This window comes from Nocardia cyriacigeorgica, from assembly GCF_005863245.1.
GTDB classification, from domain to species: Bacteria; Actinomycetota; Actinomycetes; order Mycobacteriales; family Mycobacteriaceae; genus Nocardia; species Nocardia cyriacigeorgica_C.
In genome coordinates this window covers 197553-222272 of sequence record NZ_VBUT01000002.1, presented here as the reverse complement: position 1 = coordinate 222272, position 24720 = coordinate 197553, and the positions used below count along the sequence as shown (strand labels likewise).

Genomic DNA, 24720 nt, shown 5'->3' with positions numbered 1-24720 from the left:
CTCAGGATAGTGCCCGTAGGTGAGCGCTCCCGCCACGGGACGACCGGCGACAACGTCGACCGCGGCACCCCCGTTTCCGGGGCTGGACGTTCGTCCGGCAACCCGATACTTCTTAGGTGCGCTGCCGACGTAGTCCGTCGCCGGCCCGCGCGTGGGCTGAAACGGATGCGGAGGTAATCAGCGGTGCGTGGTCGACCTGTTCTGGTGCGTGCACTGCTGCTCGTCGTCGGCGTGCTGGTGGTGGTGACCGCGGGCGTACCGATCACCGCGAGCGCGCGGCCGGAGGTGCCGCATCAGTGGCGTGAGGCGTATATCGACGCACCCGACGGCACCCGCCTGCACGCCGACATCCTGCGCCCGGCCGGTCTGGCCGACGACGTGCGCACGCCGGTGATCCTCACCGTCAGCCCGTACCGCGCGCATTCGGCGTATCTGAGCGAACCGCGGCTCGAGGGCGGGCCGTCGGTGGAGAATCTGACGCCCGAGCTGTTCCTGAACGCCGGCTACACCTACGTCATCGTGGACCTGCGTGGGTTCGGCGGTTCGTCGGGCTGCCCGGATTTCGGCGGCCCGGGTGAACGGTCCGATGTGGCCGCGGCGGTCGAGTGGGCGGCGAGCCAACCATGGTCGAGCGGGAAGGTCGGCATGTGGGGCGCCTCCTATGAGGCGTGGACCGGGTTGATGGGGCTGGCGACCAAGCCGGAGGGGCTGGCGGCGGTCGCGGCGTTCGAGCCGGTGGTCGACCCGTACAGCTACCTGTACATGCAGGGCGTGTCCTGGAAGTTCTCCGGTAAGCCCGTCACCGAGGACGGGGTGCGCCCCGCCGACCTCGCCGGTTTCGAGCACGTACTCATCGCCTCCACCCCGCCCCACCCGGGCGACTCCCCCGAATATCAGGCCAACGCGCTGCAACTGCCCATGCAGTGCTACGCCCGCTACCTGGAGAACATCACCGACCACAACAGCGACACCGCGTTCTGGCGCGACCGCGACCTGGTCGCCAAGCTGGGCGGCAACACCACGCCGCTGTTCCTCGGGCAGGGGTTCCTGGACTACAACACCCGCGCCTACCGCGTCCTCGACCTCTGGAACAACCTCGGACCCGGCGACCACAAGGCCTGGTTCGGGCAGTGGGGGCACCAGACCTGCCACGAAAAATGCGCGACCCCGCATTTCGACACCGAACTGCTGGCGTTCTTCGACAAGCATGTCGCCGGACGCGAGGTGCAGATTCCGGGGCCGCGGATCACCGTCGGCCAGTTCGACGGACGGTGGCGCGGTGAGACGCAGTGGCCCGCCGCCGACACGGTGCGAGTGCCGGTCGAGCTGCGCACCGGGCGCTACACCGATCGCGGGCTGCTGCCCGGACCGGACCGGGAGATCTGGTCGGTGACCGCGCCGTTCGACCGCGAAGTGCATCTGTCGGGCATCCCGTCGGCGACGTTGTCGCTGGCCGGGCCGCCGAACGCGACGGTGGCGGTGGAGCTGTTCGATATCGCGCCGGACAATCAGGCCGTCGTCATCACCCGCGGGATCGCGCCGGTCAGTGAGACCGCGCAGGTGCGGTTGCTCGCGCAGGACTGGCCGATCGCGGCCGGGCACCGGCTCGGCGTGCGCATCACCGACGTGGTGGACGACGTGTGGTCGCACACCCCCGCCTTCGCCGACGTCACCGTCACCTCGGCGAAACTCGAGGTTCCGGTGCTGACCAAGCCGCGCACCGCCGACCTGCCCGGCGGTATCGGCGAGGCGATCCCGAAGTGGCATCGCAAGAAGACTCGCGCCCTCGACGCCGGGGTGGTGAACAATGCAGTGGTGCCTATGAACCTGCCCACTGCGCCCACCCGATGAGCGGGGCCGCCCGTAACGAGCCCGCCGCCGACACCCCGATCGACGCATCAAGCGGGGAGCGTGCTGCTGAACCACGCGAGTCCGATGCGGTGCCGGCCGCCGCGAGCGCGGGACAACCGGAGCAGCCCGAGCAGCCGAGTGATCCGACCAGGGCAGAGGCGGCCGACAGCCGCCAGCCGGGTGTTGCGGGCACTCCAGTGCCGGCCGCTGCCGGTGGGGGTCTACCGGTCGACAGCTCGCCTGGTTCACCGGTCGCGGCCGACGGTGGCACCGACAGCCGGGCGAATCCACTTCACGGCGTCGACGACGCGACGGCGGAGCGACTGGCGGCGGCGCTGCGGTGTGCGACGGTATCGCGGGAGGACCCGGCCGACACCGATGACGCGGCATTCACGCTGTTGGCCGAACACCTGGAGCGGTCCTTTCCGCGGGTCCATGCCGAGCTCGAGCTGGAAACCTTCGGGCACAGCAGGCTCTACACCTGGCGCGGGACCGACCCCGCGCGGACGGCGGCGATCCTGCTCGCGCACCAGGATGTGGTCCCGGCCGATGATCAGCCGCATTGGACCCATCCGCCGTTCGCGGGCGTGGTGGACGACCAGTTCATCTGGGGACGCGGAGCGATCGACGACAAGAGCCGGGTGATGGCGATCCTCGAAGCCGTCGAATCGGCCCTGGCTGCGGGAGTGCGGCCCGCGCAGACCGTGTATTTCGCATTCGGGCACGACGAAGAGGTCTTCGGCGACGACGGCGCGGTGCGGATGGCGCAGGTGCTGCGTGAACGAGGTGTGCGCGCGGAACTGTTGCTCGACGAGGGCGGGGTGATCACCGAAGGCGTCGCCGATGGCGTCGACCGGCCGGTGGCCTCGATCATGGTGGGCGAGAAGGGATATGCCACCGTCCGGTTGACGGTGAGCGATGTCGGCGGGCATTCGTCCATGCCGGGCAAGCAGACGGCCGTCGGGCGGATCGCGCGCGCGGTGGGGCGGCTGCAGGATCGGCCGATGCCGCTGCGGTTGACGCCGGTGATCAGCGACATGCTGAGCCGGCTGCGTGCGGCGATGCCCCCGGCCCGGCGCAAGCTGCTCGGCATGGCCGGGGTGGCCGGGCCGGTGATCACGCGGGTGCTGGCGGCCCGGCCGCAGACCGAGGCGATGGTGCGGACCACGACGGCGCCGACCGTCATCCGCGGCGGGGTGAAGGCCAATGTGCTGCCGCAGCACGCCGAGGCGCTGATCAACTTCCGGATCCTGCCCGGCGACTCGGTGGCCGGGGTGCTGGAGCATTGCCGACGCGTCGTCCGCGATGACGGTGTGCGCATCGAGCTGGTCGGGATGTCGTCGGAGCCATCGCGGGTCGCCGCGCCCGGCCCGGCCTTCGACCGGATCGCCCGCCTGGCCACCGAGGTGGTCCCCGGCATCGTCGTCACCACCGGCATCGTCCCCGGCGCCACCGACTCGCGTCACTACGACGATCTGGCCGTCACCCGCTGCAACTTCGCCCCCGTCGTCTTCGACCGGACCGATCTCGAACGCATCCATGGAACCGATGAACGGATCTCCCGCGTCAACTACGCTCGCCTCATCGCATTCAACCGGCGGCTGATCGACCAGCTCGCCGACCCGGCGCCAAGCCCCACCAGGGGACCAGCACCAAGCCCCACCCGAGGAACCGACACATGAGCCAAGCCGCCGAGCCGGACAAGCACTCCGCCTCCAGCACAACCGAATCCGCCACCGCCGACACCGGCAACGGTGCCGCGAAGACCCCGGCGAAGGCCGCGGCCGAGAAGGCCGGCACACGAGCGGCCCGCGCCGCCAAGAGCACAGCCTCCGGGACCGCGTCGGGTACGGCGGCCAAGAAGGCCGCCACGACGGCGAAGAAGGCCGGTACCACTGCGAAGAAGGCCGGCACGGCGGCTGAGAAGACCGCCGCGAAGTCGACCACGCGCAGCGCCGCAGCCAGGGGCGCGAACGGGAAGGCAACCGCGACCGGCGAAGCGAAGAGCACGACAGCCACACCCGCCGAGACCAAGGCCGCCGCCGCGGCGAAGAGCGCCACACCCGCGTCCGCTGAGGCCACGACCAAGGCGGCCGCCGGGGCGAAAAACGGGAGCACCCCCGCCGCCGATTCCGCTGCCCCGGCGAAGAAACGGGCAGCGAAGAAGGCCGCACCGAAACCGGCAGCCAAGTCCTCCGCCGAACCGGCCGGTGCCGAGCCGACGCCCGCCGCCGACGCCGACGCGACGGGCGAGCAGCCGGCGAAGAAGGCAGCCAAGACCACGCCACGCGCCCGCAAGTCCACCGCGACAGGCACGGCGTCACGCCCGGCCGCGAAGAAGACGGCGACCAAGGCGGCGGCCGCGAAAGCGAAGGCCATAACCCCCGCATCGGAGTCTGCCGTCACCGACGCCGAACCCACGATCACGCAGGAGGTCGTTGGTTCCGAACCGACGCCTGCCGAACACGAGGCGGCCGAGTCCGAACCGACGACCGCCGCAGCAGGCGCAGGATCAGGTATCGCTACCGCCGAGACCGACTCTGCCGGCGCCACTTCTGTTGAGGCGGATGTAGTTTCGGGCGAGACCACCGCCGAAGCCACGCCGACCTCCCCCAGTGAGCCGTCCGCCGCCGACGATTCCGGCACCACCGGCGAGTCCGGTACGGCCTCGAGCGCACCTGTCTCGACGGACGCACCCGGCGCTGCCGCATCGGTCACAGCAGCGTCAGCCGCGAGCGATTCGACCGGCAAGGAGGGCTCGTCCGATAGCACGGCCGCTGCCGACGAGGACGCCGCTGCCTCCACTCGCGACGATGCGGCGTCGACCTCTGCCGAACAGGCTCACGCCGACTCCGGGTCCTTCATCGGGCACGGTGCTCGGATCGAGTGGCGGGCTTGGCTTCCCGAGGGCGGTGCGCGCGGGGTGATCGTGCTGGTGCACGGTGTCGCCGAGCATGCCGGGCGGTATGAGCATGTGGGGCGGCGGTTGGCCGGGGCCGGGTTCGCGGTGTACGCGCTGGATCATCCGGGGCACGGGAATTCCGGTGGGGCGCGGGCGAATATCGGGTCGATGGATGCGGCGGCCGACAATGTGGCGACGCTGCTGGCGATGGCGCGGCGGGAGTTCCCTGATCTGCCCGCGTTCCTGCTCGGGCATTCGATGGGCAGCTTGATCGTGCTGTTCCTGGCGACGCGGGCGCCGATCGAGGTGGACGGCATTGTGGTGTCGGCGCCGCCGCTCGACATTCCGGTGGGCAATCCGATTCAGCGGCTGCTGGCGCCGGTGCTCACCAAGCTGACGCCGAATCTCGGTGTGCTGAAACTGGATTCCGCCGATATCAGCCGCGATCCGAAGGTCGTCGCCGCCTACGACAGCGACCCGCTGGTGTTCCGGGGCAAGCTGCCCGCACGCACCGCCACCGAGATCCTCGGCGCCGCGATGGCGGTCAAGGGGCGTCTGCACAAGTTGACGGTCCCGACGCTGGCCATGCACGGCACCGCCGACAGCATTGCCGCACCGTCGAGCACCGATCTCATCGAAAAAGGCGCGGGCACCCAGGATCTCACTGTGCGCCGCTACGACGGGCTCTACCACGAGATCTTCAACGAGCCCGAGCAGGACCAGGTGCTCACCGATGTCGTGGAGTGGTTGGAGGCGCATCTCAGCAAGTAATTCGGTGCGGCCCGAACCGTCGGGCCGCACCGGCACACGTGCATCGGCGCTTACCGGCAACGGCATCAGCGGGAAACGGCGGCCCGATAAGCATCAGCCGGGCACCCCAGCCTTACCGTGTCGTGCTGCGCCGCGCGAGCACACCGGCCAGCGAATGCAGTACCCGGCTGGATCGGCACCACCGCATGGCCACAGCCAGGGCAACCGTGTCACACAGCAGAAGGCGCCGAGGTCGACCACACGACCTCGGCGCCTTCACTGTTCAGAGTGTGTCAGTTGTACTTGTTGGCGCAGGCCGCCTCGCCCTCGAGCACGCCGAGGCGGAACGCCTCGAGCCGCAGGTAACCGCTGTCCACGGTCTGACCGTTGACATCGCTGGCCGCCAGACCGTCCGAGAGCAGACCGGAGATGGCCTCGTCCAGGTCACCGGCCGACAGCTGGACTTCGCTACCTGGCTTGCTCAGTTCGGTGGTGATCGCACCGGACAGGCAGGAGGTGCGCAGACCCGCGGTGTCGGCGCCCTCCAGCGACAGGCCCCGCGCCTGCTGCACGGCGAGGGTGTAGCGGGAGATGAACACGACGTAGGCGTTGTAGTCGCCGCTGACGATCGCCGACAGCGGTTTGTCCTCGTCCTCCAGTGGTCCCGCGCGTTCGGCCAGCGCCGGGATGTCGGTGCCGATGGTGTTGGCGTCCGGGCAGTAGGACACGGGCTCGGTGACGGTCACCCCGGAGCAGCTCGACGCCACACCCGAGTAGTCGTACTGCGGAGCCGAATCCGACGGAAGCGCCTTCGCGGCGGCATTGGCGACGCTGACCAGCGATTCCTGGTCGACCGGCAGCTGGCGTTCGCCGTTGTCGTCTTCGAAGGTGATCGGCAGGCCGGCGCGGCGCTGTTCGATCTCGTCCTCGTTGATGGCCTTGCAGGCCTCGGCGCCACTGGTGTAACCCATCTGCACCGCGGTCACCCGCTCGAACGCCGAACCGTGCACATTGTCCGGGTCGTCCGGATCACGGTCGCGCACCGCGACGGTCGCGCCGAGCACGCCGTTGAGGCCGTCGGTGGTGTTCATGGTGAAGTACTTGGAGTCGCCTTCGGCGACGTAGCGCAGGTACACACCGGCGAGGCAGTCGGCCTGCTGTTCGCGCACCAGGCCGGGGGTGCGCCGGTCGGAGATCTTGGCCTGGAATTGCAGGGCGTGGCCGTACTCGTGGGCCAGCACCATCACCACGGACATGTCGCCGAACTCTTTGACCAGTTCGGGCAGCAGCACGCCGCGGTCCCAGCCGATCGAGTGGTCGGTGCTGCAGTAGGCGGCGTTGACCATCTGGTAGGTGTCGACGGTGCAGAATTCGACCGCCTCGGACTTCGGTGCCAGCGCGTCCCAGGAGATCAGCTGCTCGACCGGCTTGAAGGTGCCGGGAAAGGTCTTGCTGTACTCGGTCTTCCAGAATTCCTGCACGTCGTAGACGGCGTTGAGGGCGAGCTGGTCCATCTGCCCGCCGTCACCGTTCTCGGCCTGGATCGGCGCGTCCGGGGCGTCGGGGCGTGGCCCGCTCGGGCCGGTGCTCGACGTCGCACCCGCGATCTGCCACGGGTTTTCCTGCCCCGGACCCGACTGCGCCGCTTCGGCCGATTCCGAACAGCCGGTGAGCACCAGCGCGGCGCACGCCGCGATGGCGGCGGCAAAGCGCAGCCGCTTGTTCCTTGTCACTTGAATGCCTCCCCAAGGTCGACCGGGCCGGTACACAGCCCGGGCCCGGACCGACGCCGCATGCGCCTGCCGTCCGAGCGCTCCACATGGTAATCGTTCGGCGTCCCCGATACGCATCGCCGCGGCCGAAATTCGCGGCGATGCGGCTTCTCGGTCAGTGCAGGCGAGTGCGGGCGAGGACGGCGCGGTGGTCGGTGCCCGGCACGACCAGGGTCCAGACCTCGTCGGCGGTGGCATCGGCGAGCAGGACGTGGTCGATGCCGATGACCGGGCCCCATCGCCGGTCCTGCGGATAGCTGCGCAGCGGGCCGGCCCCGGCCTGGTCGGCAGCGGACTCGAATCGGCCGCGCAGCAGATCGCGGAAGGCGCTGTGATCGCGGGTGGCGTTGAAGTCGGCGCCGACGATCGCCGGGCGCTGCTCCACCTCGAGAATGTCGCGGATGGCACTCAATTCGCGCTGCCACCTGCCGAAATCCAGCGGCGGCGGAACCGGGTGGAAGGCGTAGACCGCGATGGGGCCACGGTCGGGATGGTCCATGATCGCGGAGATGTTGTTGAGCAGGAATCCGTCGTAGTTCTTGGTGTCGCGCAACGGGTACCGGCTGTAGATGCCGGTACCGACACCGCCCGCCTCGGAATCCTCCAGATACTGGTACGGCAGCAGTTCGCCGATACCGGCCGCGGCGAGCCCCGCGACCGCGGCGGCGGTGAGCTCGTTGACGGTGAGCACGTCCACGCTCTGTGCACGAACGGCGTCGACCACCGCGCCCGTATCCGCCCCGCCGAACAGCAGATTCGACTGCATCACGGTCAGTTCCGGCCCGGTGGCGGCGTGACCGTCCGGCACATAGATCGGTACTTGAGTCCATAGCGCCGCGGCCACCGCGATTCCGGCGGCGATCATGCTGCGCCGCCCGCGGGCGATGGCGAACAACACCAGCGCCAGGATCGTGCCGAGCATCAGCAGCGACGCACCGGACGCCAGTAGGACCATCGTGCGCCGCTGCGATCCGCTGAAGTACAGCGCGATCCCCGCGACACCTGCCAGTAGCGCAACCCACCCCGTGCCGAGCAACGCCCGGTTCACCCATATCCGCATGTCTGGGACCCTAGAACGAGCCGGTGACAGATTCGTGGATCAATTGTGTGGATCCTGTGAGAATCGATGCGAGCTCGACCGGCACCCGGACAGGAGGAGCACCGTGTACTTCGAAGAGTTCGATTCCCCCGGCGCGCTCTCGCTCGATACCGCTGAAGCCCTGCACGACGTGGCGGGCCGCTACACCTCGACCATCGTCATCACGGCGAACGCTCACTCCGTGCATGCGCCGCTGCTGCCGCTGTGCTGGGAAGACCTGGGTATCGACGCGGGCACCACGGTCACCGTCACTGCGGACAACGGGCATTACCCGCCCGATGTCGAAGACCGCCGCGCGCTCGGCGAATTCGTCAGCAGGTTCCGGCAACTGACCGCGCCGGGCGCCCGGTAGCGAGACCACTCCCCCGGCGCACTCGAAGCCGGATCCAAGCTCTCGCTCAGCTCCCGAAGACCCGCTCCACCACGGCTTTCGCCCGCCGGGTGATCCGCATGTAGTTGTCCAGGAATTCCCCGCCGTCACCGTTGCGCCAGCCCGCCGCGTACGCGACGGCCGACAGTTGCGGCCCCGGCGCCGGGAGCTGATCGCTCGGCTTGCCGCGCACCTGAACCAGCGCGTTGCGCGCCTTGGTCGCGATGAGCCAGGCCTGGCGCAGCAGGTCGACGTCCTCGGCGTCGAGCAGGCCCTTCTGCTCGATGACGTCCAGCGCTTCCAGGGTCGAGGTGTTGTGCAGCTCCGGCACCTCATGGGCGTGGCGCAGCTGCATGAGCTGCACGGTCCATTCGATATCGGCGAGCCCGCCGCGACCGAGTTTGGTGTGGGTGGCGGGGTCGGCGCCGCGGGGCAGACGCTCGGCATCGACGCGGGCCTTGATCCGGCGGATCTCACGCACCGATTCGGCCGACACACCACCGGCCGGATACCGCACCTTGTCGATGAGGTGCAGGAACCGCACGCCGAGTTCCTGATCGCCCGCCACCTGGTGGGCGCGCAGCAGCGCCTGCACTTCCCACGGCTGCACCCACTGCTCGTAGTAGGCGGCGTAGGAGGCGAGGGTGCGTACCAGGGCGCCCTGGCGCCCCTCGGGACGCAGCGCGGCGTCGACCTGCAGCGGTGGGTCGGTACTGGGTGCGCCGAGCATCCGCTGCACCCGCTCGGCGATGCCGGTGGCCCAGCGCACGGCCTTGGTCTCGTCCTCGCCGGGACGCGGATCGCAGACGAACAGCACGTCAGCATCGGAACCGTAGCCCAGTTCCATCCCGCCGAGCCTGCCCATGCCGATCACCGCGAAGTCGGCGGGCGCGGGTGCGCCGCGTTCGGCCTCGCTGGCGCGGATCACCGCCCGCAGCGACGCTTCGAGCACCGCCACCCACACCGACGACAGCGCCCGGCACACCTGCGGCACATCGAGCAGGCCGAGCAGATCGGCGGAGGCGACACGGGCGAGTTCGTGCCTGCGCAGCGAACGCGCCGCGGCGACCGCGCGGTTCGGGTCGTCGTAACGCGCGGCGGCGGTGAGGATGCCGCGGGCGACGTCCTCGGGCTGCGGCCCCAGCAGCAGCGGCCCGCTGGGTCCGTCGGCGTACATGCGGATGGTTTCGGGGGCGTTGATCAGCAGATCGGGCAGGTAGGCCGAGGAGCCGAGCACGATCATCAACCGCTGCGCCACCGCGCCCTCGTCGCGCAGTTCGCGCAGGAACCAGGTCTGCTCGGCCAGGCCCTCCGAAACCCGCCGATACGCCAGCAGGCCGGCGTCCGGATTCGGGGTCTCGCCCAGCCATTCCAGCAGCGTCGGCAGCAGCAGCGCCTGGATGCGGCCCTTACGCGACACCCCGCCGGTGAGCGCGCGCAGATGGCCGAGCGCGTGTTCGGGGGCGGCGTAGCCGAGGGCGGCGAGCTGGCGCACGGCCGCGTCCGGGCTCAACCGCAGCGCGTCCGAGTCCAGCCGGGCAACCGATTCCAGCAGCGGCCGGTAGAACAGCTTGGCGTGCAGGCGCCGCACCCGGACGGTGTTGCGGCGGATCTCGGTGCGCAGCACACCCACCGCGTCCTGGCGGCCGTCGGGACGCATGTGGGCGGCCCGGGCCAGCCAGCGCATGCCCTCCTCGTCGTCATCGGCGGGCAGGGTGTGGGTGCGTTTGAGCCGCTGCAGTTGCAGCCGGTGTTCGAGCAGGCGCAGGAACTCGTAGGAGGCGGTGAGGTTGGCGGCATCGTCGCGGCCGACGTAACCGCCGGCCGCCAAAGCCGTCAACGCCTCGACGGTGCCCTGTACATGCAGGGTGTCGTCGACCCGGCCGTGCACCAATTGCAGCAGCTGCACGGCGAATTCGACGTCGCGCAGACTACCGTGCCCCAGTTTCAGTTCGCGTTCACGCAGATCGGCGGGCACCAGATCCTCGACGCGGCGGCGCATGGCCTGCACGTCGGGGACGAAGTCGGGGCGTTCGGAGGCCGACCACACCATCGGCATGAGCGCGTCGCGGTACTGCTCGCCGAGGGCCAGGTCGCCGGTCATCGGACGGGCCTTGAGCAGGGCCTGGAACTCCCAGGTGCGGGCCCAGCGCTGGTAGTAGGCGATATGCGAGTCGAGGGTGCGCACCAGCGCGCCTGCCTTGCCCTCCGGGCGCAGCGCGGCGTCGACCTCGAAGAACGCGGCGCTGCCGATGCTCATCATCTCCGCGGCCAGCCGGGCGGCGGTGGCGTCGGCCGGTTCGGCGGCGAACACGATATCGACATCGGAGACGTAGTTGAGTTCGCGCGCACCGCATTTGCCCATCGCGATCACCGCGAGGCGTACCGGGCACGGCTCGTCGCGGCACACCCGGGCGACGGCGACCGACAGTGCCGCGGTCAACGCCGCGTCGGCGAGATCGGTGAGATGACGGCCGACCACCTGATACGGCAGCACCGGTTCGTTCTCGACGGTGGCCGCCAGATCCTGGGCGGCCAGCAGCATCAGCTGATCGCGGTAGCGTTTGCGCAGCAGCGCAACGACTTCCGGGCCGGATTGCCCGGCCCGGAACAGCATCGGCCCGGCATTGGGGCCGGTCTCCGGAACGGCGTCGACGGCGTCGAGCAAATCCGCGACCAGCTCGTCACGGTCCGGGAGATCGGTGCGGCGCAGCGACTTCCACGCCTGCGGATCGGCCACCAGATGATCGCCGAACGCCGTCGACGAGCCGACCAGGGCGAACAACCTGCCGCGCAAGGCCGTATCGGTGCGCAGCGCCGAATCCAGTTCCGCCCAGTCGTATCCGAGCGCCTCACGTAACCGGATGATCGTGTTCAGCGCCAGATCGGCGTCGGGCGCGCGCGAGAGCGCCCACAGCAGCGGGATGCCATCGATGTTGTCCCAAGCCAGTTCGGCCAGGGAGGCGGCGGCCGTCGGTTCGAGCAATCCGAGACGGCCGACGCCGGGGACAGCGGAGCGGGCAGTCGGGGGCCGGACCATGCTTTCAAATTACATGCTCGCGCGCAGGTCGTGGTGGGCGCGACCCCACCGCGATCTCACAGCCCGAGGTACTCCCTGAGTTCGAACGGCGTCACCTGGCTGCGGTAATCGGCCCACTCCCGGCGCTTGTTGCGCAGGAAGAAGTCGAACACGTGCTCACCGAGGGTTTCGGCGACCAACTCCGAGCGCTCCATCGCCTGCAACGCCTCGTCGAGCGTGCCGGGCAGCTCCCGGAAGCCCATCGCGCGGCGTTCGGCGGCGGTCAGCGACCAGACGTCGTCCTCGGCCTCCGGCGGCAGCGTGTAGCCCTTCTCGATGCCGCGCAGGCCCGCGGCCAGCAGCACCGCGAAGGTCAGGTACGGGTTGCAGGCCGAATCAGGGCTGCGGATCTCGACGCGGCGCGAGGAGGACTTGTTCGGCGTGTACATCGGCACCCGGACCAGCGCCGACCGGTTCGACCGGCCCCACGAGGCCGCGGTGGGCGCCTCGCCGCCGTGGATGAGGCGCTTGTAGGAGTTGACCCACTGGTTGGAGATGGCGCTGATCTCCGGGGCGTGCTCGAGGATGCCCGCGATGAACGCGCGCGCGGTGGCCGAGAGGTTGATCGGATCGTCGGGATCGTGGAAGGCGTTCGCCTCACCCTCGAACAGGCTCATGTGGGTGTGCATGGCCGAACCCGGGTACTGGGCGAACGGCTTGGGCATGAAGGTCGCGCGCACGCCCTCGTCGATGGCCACTTCCTTGATCAGGTAGCGGAAGGTCATCACGTTGTCGGCCATGGACAGCGCGTCGGCGTAGCGCAGGTCGATCTCCTGCTGGCCGGGCGCGCCCTCGTGGTGGCTGAACTCCACCGAGATGCCCATCGACTCGAGCGCGTCGATGGCGTGACGGCGGAAGTTCGGGGCGGAATCGTGCACGGCCTGGTCGAAGAAGCCGCCGCTGTCGGCGGGCACCGGGTCCACGCCGTCGGGGGTGTTCTTCAGCAGGAAGAACTCGATCTCGGGATGCACGTAGCAGCTGAAGCCGACGTCACCGGCCTTGTTCAGCTGACGGCGCAGCACGTGCCGCGGATCGGCCCACGACGGCGAGCCGTCGGGCATGGTGATGTCGCAGAACATGCGCGCGGAATGCTGATGGCCCTTGCTGGTCGACCACGGCAGCACCTGGAAGGTCGACGGGTCGGGGCGGGCGACCATATCGGCCTCGGAGATCCGGGCGAATCCCTCGATGGCCGAACCGTCGAAACCGATGCCTTCCTCGAAGGCGCCTTCGAGTTCGGCGGGGGCGATCGCCACGGACTTCAGATAGCCCAAGACGTCGGTGAACCAGAGCCGCACGAAGCGGATGTCCCGCTCTTCGAGCGTCCGCAGCACGAATTCCTTCTGGCGATCCATGACCGCGACTGTAGGCACCCGGCGTTAAATCTGTGTTACATGACGACACGGGGTTTGTATCCCGCGATGTGAGCTCACCTGCGCGTCAGCACCTGAGCCCGGGTTGCGGCGCGATCAACTCGGTCAGATAGGCGATGACCGCGTTATCCACACAGGGCGAACCCTCGTTCAGCACGACCGTATGACTGTCGCCTTCGTAGGTGATCAACGCGGCACCGAGCTGCTCGGCGAGGTCGACGCCGGCCTGATACGGGGTGGCCGGATCGCCGGTGGTGGACACCACCACCGTCGTGGGCAGGCCTTCGACCGAAATCTCGTGCGGCTGACTGGTATTGGGCACCGGCCAGCTCGCGCACAACTCCAGCGGCGCGGCGCCGGTACCGCGGCCGTCATCCATGAACGGGGCCGCCTTGCGGTACTCGGTGTCCTGCTTGGCCGCCACCGCCGGATCGGTGATGCGCGGATCGTCGACGCAGCGGATGGCGTTGAAAGCGTCGTTCAAATTGTTATACGTGCCGTCCTCGTTGCGGCCGTTGTACAGATCGGCCAACTGGAGCAGGGTGTCGCCGCGGCCCTGGCTCAATTCGGTCAGGCCCAGCGACAGCACGCGCCAGAAACTTTCGCTGTAGAGCGTCTGACGGACGCCGGTGAGCGCGTCGCCGTAGCTGAGACCGCGCGCGTCGGTGGTGGCTGCGGGTTTGTCCCACAGCGGGTCGACCAGTTCCCGGAACCGCTTCACCGCGGTGGACGCGTCGTCGCCCAGCGGGCAGTCCGGCCGGGTGACACAGTCGGCGGCGTAGGCGTCGAAGGCCTGCTGGAAGCCCTCGGCCTGGCGCAGCGATTCCTCGACAGGGTCCTGGGTGGGGTCGATGGCGCCGTCGAGCACCAGGGCGCGCACGTTGGCGGGAAACTTCTCGGCGTAGGCGGTGCCGAGGCGGGTGCCGTAGGAATAGCCGAGGTAGCTGAGCTTCGGATCGCCCAGCACCGCCCGGATGACATCCATGTCCTGCACCACCTCACGGGTGCCGACATGGGCCAGGAACTCCTTGCCGGTGCGTTCGACGCAGGCGTCGGCGTATTCGCGGTTGTCGGCCTCCTCGGCGGCGATGCCCTCCGGGGTGTTGGCCACCGGCGGCTCGGCGCGTTCGGCGTCGGCTTCCTGCGGGGTCAGGCAGGCCACCGAGGGCGTGGAGGCGCCGACGCCGCGCGGATCGAAACCGACCCGATCGAAACGTTCGGCGATCGCGGTGCCGCCGCCCACCGTCACCGTGGACAAGCCGGACATACCCGGTCCGCCCGGGTTGAGCAGCAGCGAACCGATGCGGTTGTTGCCCTCGGCCTTGATCCGCGACAACGCGATCTGCGCGGTCGCGCCGCCGGGCTCGGCGTAGTCGACCGGCACGGTGATGCGGGTGCATTCGGTGGCCGGCGGTAGTGCCTCGTCCGGGCCGGTGAAATCGGCGCAGCTACCCCACTGCGGGGTCTGGGTGTAGAACTCGGCGAGACCGTCCGGCGGCGGGGGTGGCGCGGCCGCGGGTTCCCGCGTCGACTCCGCACAACCGGCCGCCAACGCCGTCACCGCCAGCACCGTCACCAGCACACCACGCCCACTCCGCACGGCGCCATGCTAGCCGTGATGGCGGGTACCGCCGCGGCGCCACCTGGGGCGGGCCGGTGTGCGCGGCTCGGCGACCGCTGCGGTCCGGCGCGGAACCGGCGCGCGGGCAGCAGATCGGCGAGCAACACCCCGGCGACGGCCACACACCGATGACAGCCCCCGCGCATGTGACCAACCGCACTGGTCGCGGGCCTTAAGCGGGCAGTGCGGCCGGTGGCACACTGGAGGACGTCACCCAGACCCGGGGACCCGCACGACGGGCCTCGAGGACGACGAAAGGGACGATGATGTCCGTATCCGATTCGGAAACCCCCGCCTACGGCGCCGCCTCCGCCGAGACGAAGCCCCGGCGTAAGACCCGCGTCCATCATCTGCAGCAGATGAAGGCGACGGGCGAGCGCTGGTCCATGCTCACCGCCTACGACTACTCGACGGCCCGGCTGTTCGAGGAGGCAGGCATCCCGGTGCTGCTGGTCGGCGATTCGGCTGCCAATGTGGTCTACGGCTACGACACGACCGTGCCGGTCACCGTCGACGAGCTCATCCCGCTGGTGCGCGGTGTGGTGCGCGGCGCCCCGCACGCGCTGGTGGTCGCCGACCTGCCGTTCGGCACCTACGAGTCCTCGCCGCAGCAGGCGCTGGCCACCGCGACCCGGTTCCTGAAGGAGGGCCAGGCGCATGCGGTGAAGCTGGAGGGCGGCGAGCGGGTGGCCGAGCAGATCGCGCTCATCACCGCGGCGGGCATCCCGGTGATGGGCCACATCGGCTTCACCCCGCAGAGCGTCAACACCCTGGGCGGTTTCCGGGTGCAGGGGCGCGGCGACGGCGCCGAGCAGCTCATCGCCGACGCCATCGCGGTCCAGGAAGCGGGCGCGTTCTCGGTGGTGATGGAGATGGTTCCCGCCGAACTCGCCGGCCAGGTCACCCGCAAGCTCACCATCCCCACCGTCGGCATCGGCGCCGGCGCCGAATGCGATGCGCAGGTGCTGGTCTGGCAGGACATGGCCGGCTACACCAGCGGCAAGACCGCCAAGTTCGTCAAGCGCTTCGCCAACACCGGCGACGATCTGCGCGCCGCCGCGGCCACCTACGCCGACGAGGTCCGCAAGGGCACCTTCCCGGGGCCCGAGCACAGTTTCTGAGCCGTCGACATCGGCCGGGCCGCGCGGATAGCCGTCGCGCTGCCCGGCCGATTCCATTCCGGCGACCGCATTCGGTCCAGCCCACCGCCGCGCCTCGAGCTCGGGAACGCCGCACGGCCGGCGTACCGGAAAAATGGCAGACTCGTATCGACAATCTCGAGTCGAGCAGAGGTACTGATGCCGGAACGCCGTTGGATTTCCCGGAGCACGCTGGTGGTCGCGGGAGCGTGTGCTGCTGTCCTATTGACCGCGTGCGGAGGTGAATCCGGGACCGGCTCCAGCGGTGCGACCGGGACGACGACCGCCGTGCCGACGAGCCTTCCGGCGACCACACCCGGCGCCACCAGCCCGGCCCCCGGCACTCCGCTCGAGGTCTCCGATTCCGCCGCGACCGCGCTGTGCGAGATGATCCGCCCCGAGCTGTCGAACTGGCGGGTGCAGGGCCCGACCCTCGGTCGTATCGGCCTGAACGCGATGGTGCACGACTGGGCGCTGCGCAACGGCGCGATCAACGCGCAGGTACTCGCCGACAAGCAGTCGATCGACCGGATCACCACCAAGGCCTGCCCCGAGGTGCGGCAGGAGGCGATCGACGCGCTGCAACTGCCGGATCTGGCGTCCGGCCTGGCGTTCTGATGCGCACCCTCTACCCACCGATCGAGCCACACCAGCAGGGCATGCTCGACGTGGGGGCGGGACAGTCGGTGTACTGGGAGGTCAGCGGAAACCCCGACGGCAAACCCGCGGTGTTCCTGCACGGCGGGCCGGGCGGCGGCACCGCACCGTTCCATCGCCAGTTCTTCGATCCGGAGCAGTACCGGATCGTGCTGTTCGATCAGCGCGGCTGCGGGCGCTCCACCCCGCATATCGCCGACGGCGCGGACCTGTCGCTGAACACCACCGACCATCTGATCGCCGATATCGAGCAGCTGCGCGAAGCGCTCGGCATCGAGCAGTGGCTGGTGTTCGGCGGATCCTGGGGTTCCACCCTCGCACTGGCCTACGCGCAACGGTATCCGCAGCGGGTCACCGAGCTGGTGCTGCGCGGGATCTTCCTGTTGCGGCGCAAGGAAATCGACTGGTACTACAACGGCGCCGCCGGCTACGTCTACCCGGACGAGTGGGAGAAGTTCCTCGCCCCGGTGCCCGAGGCCGAACGCGACGGCGACCTGGTGGAGGCCTACCACCGGCTGCTGCACTCCCCCGACGAGGAGATCGCCACCGCGGCCGCCATCGCCTGGTCCACCTGGGAGGGCGCGACGAGTTCGCTGCTGCCGCAACCGGATCGGGTCGCCGAAACCGGTGAGCCACGCTTCGCGCTCGCCTTCGCACGCATCGAGAATCACTATTTCCGGCACGGCGGTTTCCTCGACGAGGGACAGTTGCTACGCGATATCGACAAGATCGCGGACATCCCCGCGGTGATCGTGCAGGGCCGCCACGACATCGTCTGCCCGGCCGTCAGCGCATGGGAATTGCACCGGGCCTGGCCGGGTTCAGTGCTGCACATCGTCGACGACGCCGGGCACGCCGCCAACGAACCCGGGATCACTCACCATCTCGTCGAAGCCACCGACGGGTTCGCGAAAGGACGCTAGGTCATGACGGCCACCGCCGCAGACGCGCTCACCGCGGCGCTGGGCGAGGACATCGACCGGCTGCTCGCCGCCGAGCCCGAGGTGCGCGCCGACGCCTGGGATTCGGTGCATCAGATGCGGGTGGCCACGCGCCGGCTGCGCAGCGTGCTGCGGTCGTATCGACGGTTGTTCGAGCGCGACCCTGCCGCCGCGATGGCTTCGGAACTGGCCTGGCTCGCGGGTCTGCTCGGGGTCGCCCGGGATGCGGAGGTGCGGGCCGAACGGTTCGCGGCGCTCTTGGATTCCGAACTGACCGACGGTGCCGATGCGGGCGCGCTCGAGGCCGTCACGAATCGGCTCGTGGTGGCCGAACGCGAGCGGTATTCGGCCGCGCACTCCGAGGTCTTGCGCGCGCTGGACAGCGAGCGCTATCTCGGGTTGCGAGATCAGCTCGCGAACTGGCGGTCGGCTCCCCCGCTACGTCAAGGCCGCAGCGGCGGACCGGCCGAGGACGTTTTCCGCACGGTCCTGCAACGCGATCGCGAGCGCCTGGACCGGATGGTCGGCGCGGAAACCGCGGTCACCCCCGCGGACCGTATCGAGCTACTGCACGATATCCGCAAGGGCGCCAAACGTTTACGCTATTCCTGCGAAGCCGCGGCCGCCACCCTCGGCGGGGAGGCGGTCGAACTCGGCAGCCAGGCCAAGCGCCTGCAAACCGTCCTCGGCGATCACCGCGACGCGGTCGAATCCCACGAGGCGATCCTCGCCCGCGCCGCCGAAGCCCGGGCCGCGGGTGAGGACACCACGTTGTACGCGGCGCTGGCGGATGCCGAAGATCGGGCTGCCGGTGAGCATTTGGCGAAATACCCCGCCACCGCGGCTTCACTGCTGCCGCGCTGAGGCGGACCCGAGATCGCCGGAGCCCCGACGCGCGAAGGCCTTGGCAAGTCGGCGGGCGTCAGCCCACTACCTCGGCGGCTCGGCGCGCCTCGGCTCAGCGGTAGGCCCGTGCGGCTCAACGCAGGTGCGTGAACAACACCTTGCGCGCCACCGGATCTGCCGATTCCAAGCGGACGCGCACCCTCGAACCCTCGGTTGGCGAACCCTCACACGGCCCGACCAGCGGCGGGTCGGCGATGAAGATCTCGGCGGGGCGGTTGCCGTTGCCCTCGCGCACCACGACTGCCTCGAATTCGGCGCCGATGCGCTGCGACAGCAAGGTCGCCTCGGTGAGGTCGATGCAGGCGCGTTCGATCTTGTTCGCGACGCCGTCGCTGCGTTTCATGGTCTCGGCGGTCGCCGTCAATCCGTCGCGCACCCACTGCGGCACCGGGGTGCCCGCGCAGTGCGCCAGGCAGATCTCGGTGGTGAACCGGTCCACCAGCCGCCGCAGCGGCGCGGTGACGTGCGCGTAGGGCGCGCCGATCGCGCTGTGGCGCAAGCTGTCCGAGGACGGGTCGGTGCCGTCGAGGACGGTGTAGGCGGCGCCGCGCAGCAGACCCGTGGCCTCGGACATGAGCACCAGCGTCGCGGGTGAGTTGGGGTCGAGCGCGGCCAGCAGCCGGCCCACCGGCTGATCAGCGGGCCAATCGATGCCGAGGGCGGCGGCGGTGCGGCGGATCGAGGCGATGGCCGAATCCGGCGGCGGGGGCATGGTGCGCAGCAGGCCGATGCGTTCACCGGAGCTGTCGGTGCCGTCGAGCATGATGCGGGCCGCGCACATACCCGCCAGCAGCGATACCTGCTCGTTCCAGTCGTCGGCGTCGGTACGCGGTTCCAGTACCAGGCGCCAATGCCCGTCGGCGCCCTCGTCGCGGATCACGCTCTGCGCGGGCAGCCGCAGCTCGATCGCGCCGCGATCCAGCCCGGCCGCGATGCGTTTGGTGCCGAATTCCGGCAGCGCAGCGATCGAAGGATGCAGGCGGCCCGCGTCGGCGTCGGCCTGCACACCGGCGTAGTCGAGGCGGGCACGGGAGCGCACCAGGGCGCGCTCGACCGAATACCGCAGCGGCTCGGCGTCGTGATCGAGTTCGATGGTCCACAGCGCGGCCGGGCGGGTCTGATCCGGCAGCAGGCTGGCCGCGTTCTCCGACAGCACCGGCGGATGCAGCGGCACGGTGGTGTCGGGCAGGTAGAAGGTCTGGCCGCGGACGCCGGCTTCGGCGGCGAGCGCGCCATCCGGGATGACGACGGCGCCGAGGTCGGCGATGGCGTAATGCAGCAGGAAGCCGGTATCGGTGCGTTCCAGGTGCAGCGCCTGGTCGAGGTCCATCGCACCCGGCGGGTCGATGGTGACGAACGGGATGTCGGTGCGATCGGCGCGGTCGCCCGCGAACGCGTCGACCGCGTCGCGGGCTTCCGCGGTGGCCTCGGCCGGATAGGCCGAGGTCAGTCCGAATTCGGATCGAATGGCGCCGAAATCGACCGGCGCCGAGACGATCCGCTGGTGGAGTTCCACGCCGAGAATTCTATGTCGCTACTTCAGCGCCAGCATGGTGCCGCTCAGCTGGTCGAACGGCCCGAAGACGGTGAACACGACCCGGCCCTCGGGATACTCCGACGACAGCGCCGCCGCCGAGTCGAGGGCATAGCCGAACGACGCCGCCGACGGGTGCGGCAGCCCGGCGATGGTGCGACCCACGCCACTCTGGTGCACCCATTTGGTGTCGGCGGGGGTGAGGTCGACCTGAACCCCGCCCGGCAGCGGAGTCACCGCCACCGCACCGGCATTACCGGCCCCGAGCGTGGCGAAAACCGATGCGGCCCCGGCGATCAATGCGCCGGCGACCAGAGAACGAACTACCCGCATATGAGTTGAGACCTGCTTCCCGAGAGTTTCAGTGTGAGGTGATGCATCGCAGCCCCGCGAGGCATCTCGATCCAACGGCGACCACTCTATGACCTCTATCACGTTCTCGGCCAGTTCCGGATGAATCCGGCACCTCAACGGCTCCGACTCGGCAACAGGCGGGCGCCGGCGCTGCTAGGGTGGCCGAGCGTAACCGTCCCGTAAGACGAAATCTTGGGAGTTCCGCACCTCATGTCCACACTTGTGTACGACTACCTGCTGCCCCTGCTCGGTCCCGAACAGGCCGCGAACTTCGCGCGGATGCTGTTGATCGGCCCCGCCTGAGGTAGTCGCGCAACTCGCCTCCCGCCGATGTCGCGGGAGGCGATTTGCCCCGGGTGCCGCTAGCATCCGGCAACGTGATCAGAACTTCCGCCGCCATCGCGGCAACTGCCAGCGCCCTTGCCCTGTTCATCGCCGGTTGTGAGGACGAGACGACCTCCAGCGTCGCCCAGCCCACCGCCTCCGGTTCCGCGACCGCCTCGGCCACCGCGTCCGCCACCGAGACCGGCGACGCCGCGGCTCCGACGACCGGCGCTACCTCACCGAAGGGCGATATGGGCCTGGACGGGGTCAAGGTCGGTTCCTTCGTCGTCGCCTACAAGCAGGCCTTCCCGAGCCTGGCCGAGGGCCGCAGTGACGAGGAGATCGGCGAGATCTTCACCGAGACCTGCGACGACATCCACGAGGGCAAGGCCGAGGACGAGGTCCTCACCGAGATCTCCAACCGCACCAAGAACGGTCGCGGTTCGGCGTCGCCGGAGGAGTCGAAGGCCATCTACGAAATGATCAAGGTGCTCTGCTGATCACACTGCCCTGCTGATCCCAGTGCCCTGCTGAGACCTGCGAAGACTGATACCGACGCGGCGGTGCCCCTGCTGGGGCGCCGCCGCTCGCCGTCAGGGCGGACGAGCCGGCGTATAAGCCGGATCCTGTCCCCGGTTCGCACCGGGTGGCGGCCATCCATCTGGACACACCGTCGCCGGGTGCCTCGAGCGGTCCACCCGCAGGCTCGGGCGAGCAGCCCTCGAGCGCCTGCGCAGCCGCACCGCACGCGATGCGACCTTCGACCTTGCTCCGGGCGGGGTTTACCGAGCCGCCCCGGTCACCCGGGGCGCTGGTGCGCTCTTACCGCACCGTTTCACCCTCACCACACGACCCCGAGAGGTCGTGGGCGGTCTGTTTTCTGTGGCACTGTCCCGCGGGTCACCCCGGGTTGCCGTTAGCAACCGCCCTGCTCTGTGGAGTCCGGACTTTCCTCGGCTCCGGGCTGCGGCACTCGCGTGCCCGTTCCCGTCGCCGCGGCCGCCCGGCCGACTCGTCCGCCAGCCCAGGATACTCGGTAAGTTAATCGACCATGGAACGTGTCGAGGTCAGCTTCCCGTCGGGAGGAGAGCAGTGCGCCGCCTGGCTCTACCGCCCGGATGGCGTGCCCAAACCCCGCCCGCTCGTGGTGATGGGACACGGCCTGGGGGCCAACAGGGAAATGGGTTTGGATCGGTACGCGCGCAGGTTCGCGGCCGCGGGGATGGGGGTGCTGGTCTTCGACTACCGCCATTTCGGTGCCAGCGAGGGCGCACCGCGCCAGTTGCTGCACATCGCCCGTCAGCGTGAGGACTGGCATGCGGCGATCGCCTACGCGCGCACCATCCGCGGCTTCGACGCCACCCGGATCGCACTGTGGGGCACGTCTTTCGGTGGCGGGCACGTGCTGTCGGTGGCACCGGACGACGCCTATATCGCCGCCGTGGTGGCGCAGGTGCCGTTCACCAGCGGCTGGGCCTCGGCCATGGCGAAGGGCCCGACCAGCCTCACCAAGGTGGCCACCATCGCCGCCACTGACCTGCTGATCGGCCCGATCCGGCGCAAGCCGGTGCCGGTGCGGCTGGCCGGACGCAAGCGCGCAGCCGCGCTGATGTCGGCGCCCGACGTACCCGAGGGTTTCGGCAGGCTCGCCGAGGAAAGCGAGAGCTACCAGCCGAAAGTCGCCGCACGCGTAGCCTTCTCGGCGTTGTTCGACGCCCCCGGGCGGCGCGCCAAGGCACTCAAGATGCCCGTGCTGTACGCCCTGTGCGACAACGATTCGGTGGCACCGGTCAAACCCGCGCTGCGCGCCGCCGAACGCACCAAGCACGCCATCGTGAAGCGCTACGACGCAGGACATTTCGACATCTACTTCGACGACCTGTTCGAGCAGGCCGTGCACGACCAGACCGAATTCCTGGTCTCGGTACTGCGCCCCTGAATCGCCGACTGCGGGAGGGCCGGTATGGTGGAGACACCCGGCCGGCCCTTCCGATGGCAGGCCATGTCGAAGGCTTTGATGCGCCGCCAAGCATCGTCGCTGTGAATCACACCGTTCCCTCATGCGGTACCGCCGCATTCGCGTTTCCCGGGAAGGAACTTCCCGCCCGCCGATGAGCGCCGCGCGGGTACGCACCCGCCCGGAACTGCGACGCCAGCGCCGCCGACGCTCGCACGGCTGCTGGAACCACCTCATCGCCGCGCCCCTGTGGCCCAAGCACGGCGTCAACCTCGGCACCCTGCTGCGCACCTGCGACGCCGTCGGCGCCTGCCTGGCCGTCCCCCGCCGCCCCTGGGTCCCCGACGCGCTCGCCCAGGGAAATACCCTGCGCCACCGCCAATGCGTGCACTGGATCGATGGCCGCGTCGACCGCTGGCTGGACCGCCAGCGTGCCGGCGGCTCGGCCGTGATCGGCGTAGAACTCACCGACGAATCCATCCGCCTCGCCGACCTACCAGTGGCACGGCGCCGCGCCGTCGTGGTACTCGGACACGAATCCGACGGCATTCCGCCCGAAGGGCTCGAACGAATCGATCTCGCCGTGGAGATCCCGATGGTCGGCACCGGGCACAGCCTCAACGTAGCGGTCGCGGGATCGCTCGTGCTGTACAAGCTGGCCGGGCTCAGCTGAACTCGGTCTCGCCGCCGGCCGCCCGGTGCATCGGTATTGCGCCGGGTAGTTCCGTCGCGCGAGGCGTTCCACCTCGAGGTGCAGGACTCCTATTACACCCCCGAATACGAACCACTGCGCAAGTTCCTCGCGAATGAGCCCCAGGACTTCGAATGGTTTCAGCCGTGGCTGAACCATGTCCGCGCGACCACCGATCGGGGTGTAGCGGTGAACCGTGCACGCGTGGTTTCGGTTCCGCATAACGACTACACCAGGTACGCCAAGCATGTCGCAGGCATGAACGCGGAGGCCGGCGAGGATGTCCGGTACCTTCCTCGCCATCTGATCCGGCCCGACGAGTTGACCTCCGACGACTGGTGGCTATTCGACGACTCCACAGTCGCCTTCACTGTGTTCGATACATCCGGCCGGTGGCAAGGAGGTGCTGTGACAACCGACCCGGTGATCGTGGACTACATTCGACGCGTGAGATCGGGTGTGGTCGATGACTGTGCCACTACAGGACTATCACGAGTGACGAGTTCGCTCGACGAGGCAAAAGAGGCTCTCGGGGCACGGCTCCGGGAGCTTCGCCACGATGCCGGCTTGACCGGGACCGAGCTGGCTCGTAGAGCCGGTTGGCACCAGACCAAGGTCTCGAAGATCGAGTACGGGAAGACCAAGCCGACCGAAGCCGATGTGCGCGCCTGGTGTACCTATACCGATGCCGAGCAGCAGATTCCGGACCTGATAGCCAGCCTTCGGAATATCGACGCCGCATACCTCGAATGGCGGCGGATCCTCGGCACCGGAACGAAACGCCGCCAACACACGTCGATCAAGCTGGAATCCGAAGCCGAATGCATGCGGGTGTATCACCCTTTCCTGGTACCGGGATTGCTTCAGACCGCGGAGTACGCGCGCGAGATCCTCCGCAACGTCATCGAATTTCAGCAGATTCCCAATGATCTCGACGCGGGTGTATCCAAACGCCTGGAACGCCAGCAGATCCTGTACCGCCGCGACCACCGGTTCCATTTCGTCGTTTCCGAGCAAGCGTTGCACACAACGGTCGGGGACGACGGCGTCATGATCGGCCAACTCGATCGACTGCTCGCCGTGATCAATATGCCGCGCGTGACATTCGGGATCATCCCGGCCCGCGCGCCCTACCGCGTCCCGATGTCGAACATGGTCATCTTCGACAACCGGATGGTGATGGTCGAAACCACCGTGGCCGAGCTGACCATCACCCAACCGCGAGAAATAGCCGTGCACGGTCGGGCCTTCGACGTGCTCGCGGGACAATCGGTGACAGGCAGCGCCGCCCGGGCGCTGATCCAACAAGCCTTGGACCACCGGCGCTGAGGTCCTTACTCAGGCCCGGTTCGAGCGTGGAAAGCCTACGATACATATCGAGGTGCCGACGACCAGGAGGG

At 69.1% G+C, this 24720-nt stretch carries 19 protein-coding genes and 1 other RNA gene; 12 read left to right on the top strand and 8 right to left on the bottom strand.

The genetic code is table 11. The features are described from left to right. Positions 1–183: 183 nt before the first annotated feature. From FEK34_RS04320 to FEK34_RS30355, 3 genes are read left to right on the top strand one after another with little or no spacing between them, the layout of a single operon-like run. Positions 184–1851: a CocE/NonD family hydrolase gene (locus tag FEK34_RS04320; protein WP_249358786.1), complete on the top strand. Its 1668-nt coding sequence runs from the start codon at positions 184–186 to the stop codon at positions 1849–1851. Further along, entirely contained in the window at positions 1848–3533 is a 1686-nt protein-coding gene (locus tag FEK34_RS04315) for a M20 family peptidase (protein ID WP_249358785.1), read from the top strand. Before FEK34_RS04320 ends, FEK34_RS04315 begins: the two co-directional genes overlap by 4 nt. Beyond that, positions 3530–5524, top strand: a complete 1995-nt coding sequence (locus FEK34_RS30355) for an alpha/beta hydrolase (protein WP_212748694.1) — start codon at positions 3530–3532, stop codon at positions 5522–5524. Before FEK34_RS04315 ends, FEK34_RS30355 begins: the two co-directional genes overlap by 4 nt. 272 nt (positions 5525–5796) lie before the next feature. On the opposite strand, the gene FEK34_RS04305 is transcribed toward FEK34_RS30355, so the two are convergent. Both FEK34_RS04305 and FEK34_RS04300 read right to left on the bottom strand, forming a co-directional pair. Then, a complete protein-coding gene (locus FEK34_RS04305) occupies positions 5797–7236 on the bottom strand; it encodes a metallopeptidase (protein WP_138446555.1) in 1440 nt (479 codons plus the stop codon). A 154-nt stretch (positions 7237–7390) separates the two neighbouring features. Further along, positions 7391–8335 carry an endonuclease/exonuclease/phosphatase family protein gene (locus FEK34_RS04300; protein ID WP_249358784.1) on the bottom strand — a complete coding sequence of 315 codons (945 nt, stop codon included), beginning with the start codon at positions 8333–8335 and terminating at the stop codon, positions 7391–7393. 103 nt (positions 8336–8438) lie between these two features. Here FEK34_RS04300 and FEK34_RS04295 point away from each other — a divergent pair, with 103 nt between their 5' ends. Continuing rightward, entirely contained in the window at positions 8439–8726 is a 288-nt protein-coding gene (locus tag FEK34_RS04295; protein ID WP_138446554.1) for a hypothetical protein, read from the top strand. A 46-nt stretch (positions 8727–8772) separates the two neighbouring features. Here the strand turns inward: FEK34_RS04295 and FEK34_RS04290 are convergent, their stop codons facing one another. From FEK34_RS04290 to FEK34_RS04280, 3 genes are all read right to left on the bottom strand, one after another. Beyond that, positions 8773–11784: a bifunctional [glutamine synthetase] adenylyltransferase/[glutamine synthetase]-adenylyl-L-tyrosine phosphorylase gene (locus FEK34_RS04290; protein WP_138446553.1), complete on the bottom strand. Its 3012-nt coding sequence runs from the start codon at positions 11782–11784 to the stop codon at positions 8773–8775. A 56-nt stretch (positions 11785–11840) separates the two neighbouring features. Continuing rightward, entirely contained in the window at positions 11841–13178 is a 1338-nt protein-coding gene (locus FEK34_RS04285) for a glutamine synthetase family protein (protein WP_138446552.1), read from the bottom strand. An 85-nt stretch (positions 13179–13263) separates the two neighbouring features. Then, positions 13264–14796, bottom strand: coding sequence for an alpha/beta hydrolase (locus tag FEK34_RS04280; RefSeq protein ID WP_432760925.1), 1533 nt, complete (start codon positions 14794–14796; stop codon positions 13264–13266). Positions 14797–15083: 287 nt separating this feature from the next. On the opposite strand from FEK34_RS04280, the gene panB reads away from it, so the two are divergent. From panB to FEK34_RS04260, 4 genes are all read left to right on the top strand, one after another. Next, positions 15084–15938 (top strand): 3-methyl-2-oxobutanoate hydroxymethyltransferase, encoded by an 855-nt coding sequence (panB, locus tag FEK34_RS04275; RefSeq protein WP_138446551.1) that lies wholly within the window; start codon positions 15084–15086, stop codon positions 15936–15938. 306 nt (positions 15939–16244) lie between these two features. After that, positions 16245–16574 (top strand): hypothetical protein, encoded by a 330-nt coding sequence (locus FEK34_RS04270; protein WP_138446550.1) that lies wholly within the window; start codon positions 16245–16247, stop codon positions 16572–16574. After that, the gene (pip, locus tag FEK34_RS04265) at positions 16574–17536 is read left to right on the top strand and encodes a prolyl aminopeptidase (protein ID WP_138446549.1); all 963 of its coding nucleotides are present in this window, start codon (positions 16574–16576) and stop codon (positions 17534–17536) included. Before FEK34_RS04270 ends, pip begins: the two co-directional genes overlap by 1 nt. Before the next feature lie 3 nt (positions 17537–17539). Next, positions 17540–18418, top strand: coding sequence for a CHAD domain-containing protein (locus FEK34_RS04260; protein ID WP_138446548.1), 879 nt, complete (start codon positions 17540–17542; stop codon positions 18416–18418). A gap of 115 nt (positions 18419–18533) precedes the next feature. On the opposite strand, the gene FEK34_RS04255 is transcribed toward FEK34_RS04260, so the two are convergent. Both FEK34_RS04255 and FEK34_RS04250 read right to left on the bottom strand, forming a co-directional pair. Then, positions 18534–19976, bottom strand: a complete 1443-nt coding sequence (locus FEK34_RS04255) for an RNB domain-containing ribonuclease (RefSeq protein ID WP_138446547.1) — start codon at positions 19974–19976, stop codon at positions 18534–18536. A gap of 18 nt (positions 19977–19994) precedes the next feature. Then, positions 19995–20327, bottom strand: coding sequence for a hypothetical protein (locus FEK34_RS04250; protein ID WP_138446546.1), 333 nt, complete (start codon positions 20325–20327; stop codon positions 19995–19997). Between the two features lie 398 nt (positions 20328–20725). Between FEK34_RS04250 and FEK34_RS04245 the strand changes: the two genes are divergently transcribed. Next, positions 20726–21172, top strand: a complete 447-nt coding sequence (locus tag FEK34_RS04245; RefSeq protein WP_138446545.1) for a hypothetical protein — start codon at positions 20726–20728, stop codon at positions 21170–21172. Between the two features lie 99 nt (positions 21173–21271). On the opposite strand, the gene rnpB is transcribed toward FEK34_RS04245, so the two are convergent. After that, positions 21272–21687: RNase P RNA component class A (rnpB, locus tag FEK34_RS04240), an RNA gene on the bottom strand. A 36-nt stretch (positions 21688–21723) separates the two neighbouring features. On the opposite strand from rnpB, the gene FEK34_RS04235 reads away from it, so the two are divergent. The 3 genes from FEK34_RS04235 to FEK34_RS30580 all read left to right on the top strand — a co-directional run bounded on the left by FEK34_RS04235 (position 21724) and on the right by FEK34_RS30580 (position 24649). Continuing rightward, positions 21724–22611, top strand: coding sequence for an alpha/beta hydrolase (locus FEK34_RS04235; protein WP_036535083.1), 888 nt, complete (start codon positions 21724–21726; stop codon positions 22609–22611). Positions 22612–22783: 172 nt separating this feature from the next. After that, positions 22784–23302 carry a TrmH family RNA methyltransferase gene (locus tag FEK34_RS04230; protein WP_138446930.1) on the top strand — a complete coding sequence of 173 codons (519 nt, stop codon included), beginning with the start codon at positions 22784–22786 and terminating at the stop codon, positions 23300–23302. Between the two features lie 36 nt (positions 23303–23338). Beyond that, on the top strand, positions 23339–24649 hold the full coding sequence (locus FEK34_RS30580) for a helix-turn-helix domain-containing protein (RefSeq protein ID WP_249358783.1): 1311 nt from the start codon (positions 23339–23341) through the stop codon (positions 24647–24649). Positions 24650–24720 lie beyond the last annotated feature (71 nt).

Coding starts and splice junctions, on each gene's coding strand:
- FEK34_RS04235 (WP_036535083.1), top strand. CDS start 21,724: ATGGAACGTGTCGAGGTCAGCTTCCCGTCGGGAGGAGAGCAGTGCGCC.
- FEK34_RS04285 (WP_138446552.1), bottom strand. CDS start 13,178: ATGGATCGCCAGAAGGAATTCGTGCTGCGGACGCTCGAAGAGCGGGAC.
- FEK34_RS04315 (WP_249358785.1), top strand. CDS start 1,848: ATGAGCGGGGCCGCCCGTAACGAGCCCGCCGCCGACACCCCGATCGAC.
- FEK34_RS04230 (WP_138446930.1), top strand. CDS start 22,784: ATGAGCGCCGCGCGGGTACGCACCCGCCCGGAACTGCGACGCCAGCGC.
- FEK34_RS04290 (WP_138446553.1), bottom strand. CDS start 11,784: ATGGTCCGGCCCCCGACTGCCCGCTCCGCTGTCCCCGGCGTCGGCCGT.
- panB (WP_138446551.1), top strand. CDS start 15,084: ATGTCCGTATCCGATTCGGAAACCCCCGCCTACGGCGCCGCCTCCGCC.
- FEK34_RS04260 (WP_138446548.1), top strand. CDS start 17,540: ATGACGGCCACCGCCGCAGACGCGCTCACCGCGGCGCTGGGCGAGGAC.
- FEK34_RS04300 (WP_249358784.1), bottom strand. CDS start 8,335: ATGCGGATATGGGTGAACCGGGCGTTGCTCGGCACGGGGTGGGTTGCG.
- pip (WP_138446549.1), top strand. CDS start 16,574: ATGCGCACCCTCTACCCACCGATCGAGCCACACCAGCAGGGCATGCTC.
- FEK34_RS04250 (WP_138446546.1), bottom strand. CDS start 20,327: ATGCGGGTAGTTCGTTCTCTGGTCGCCGGCGCATTGATCGCCGGGGCC.
- FEK34_RS30355 (WP_212748694.1), top strand. CDS start 3,530: ATGAGCCAAGCCGCCGAGCCGGACAAGCACTCCGCCTCCAGCACAACC.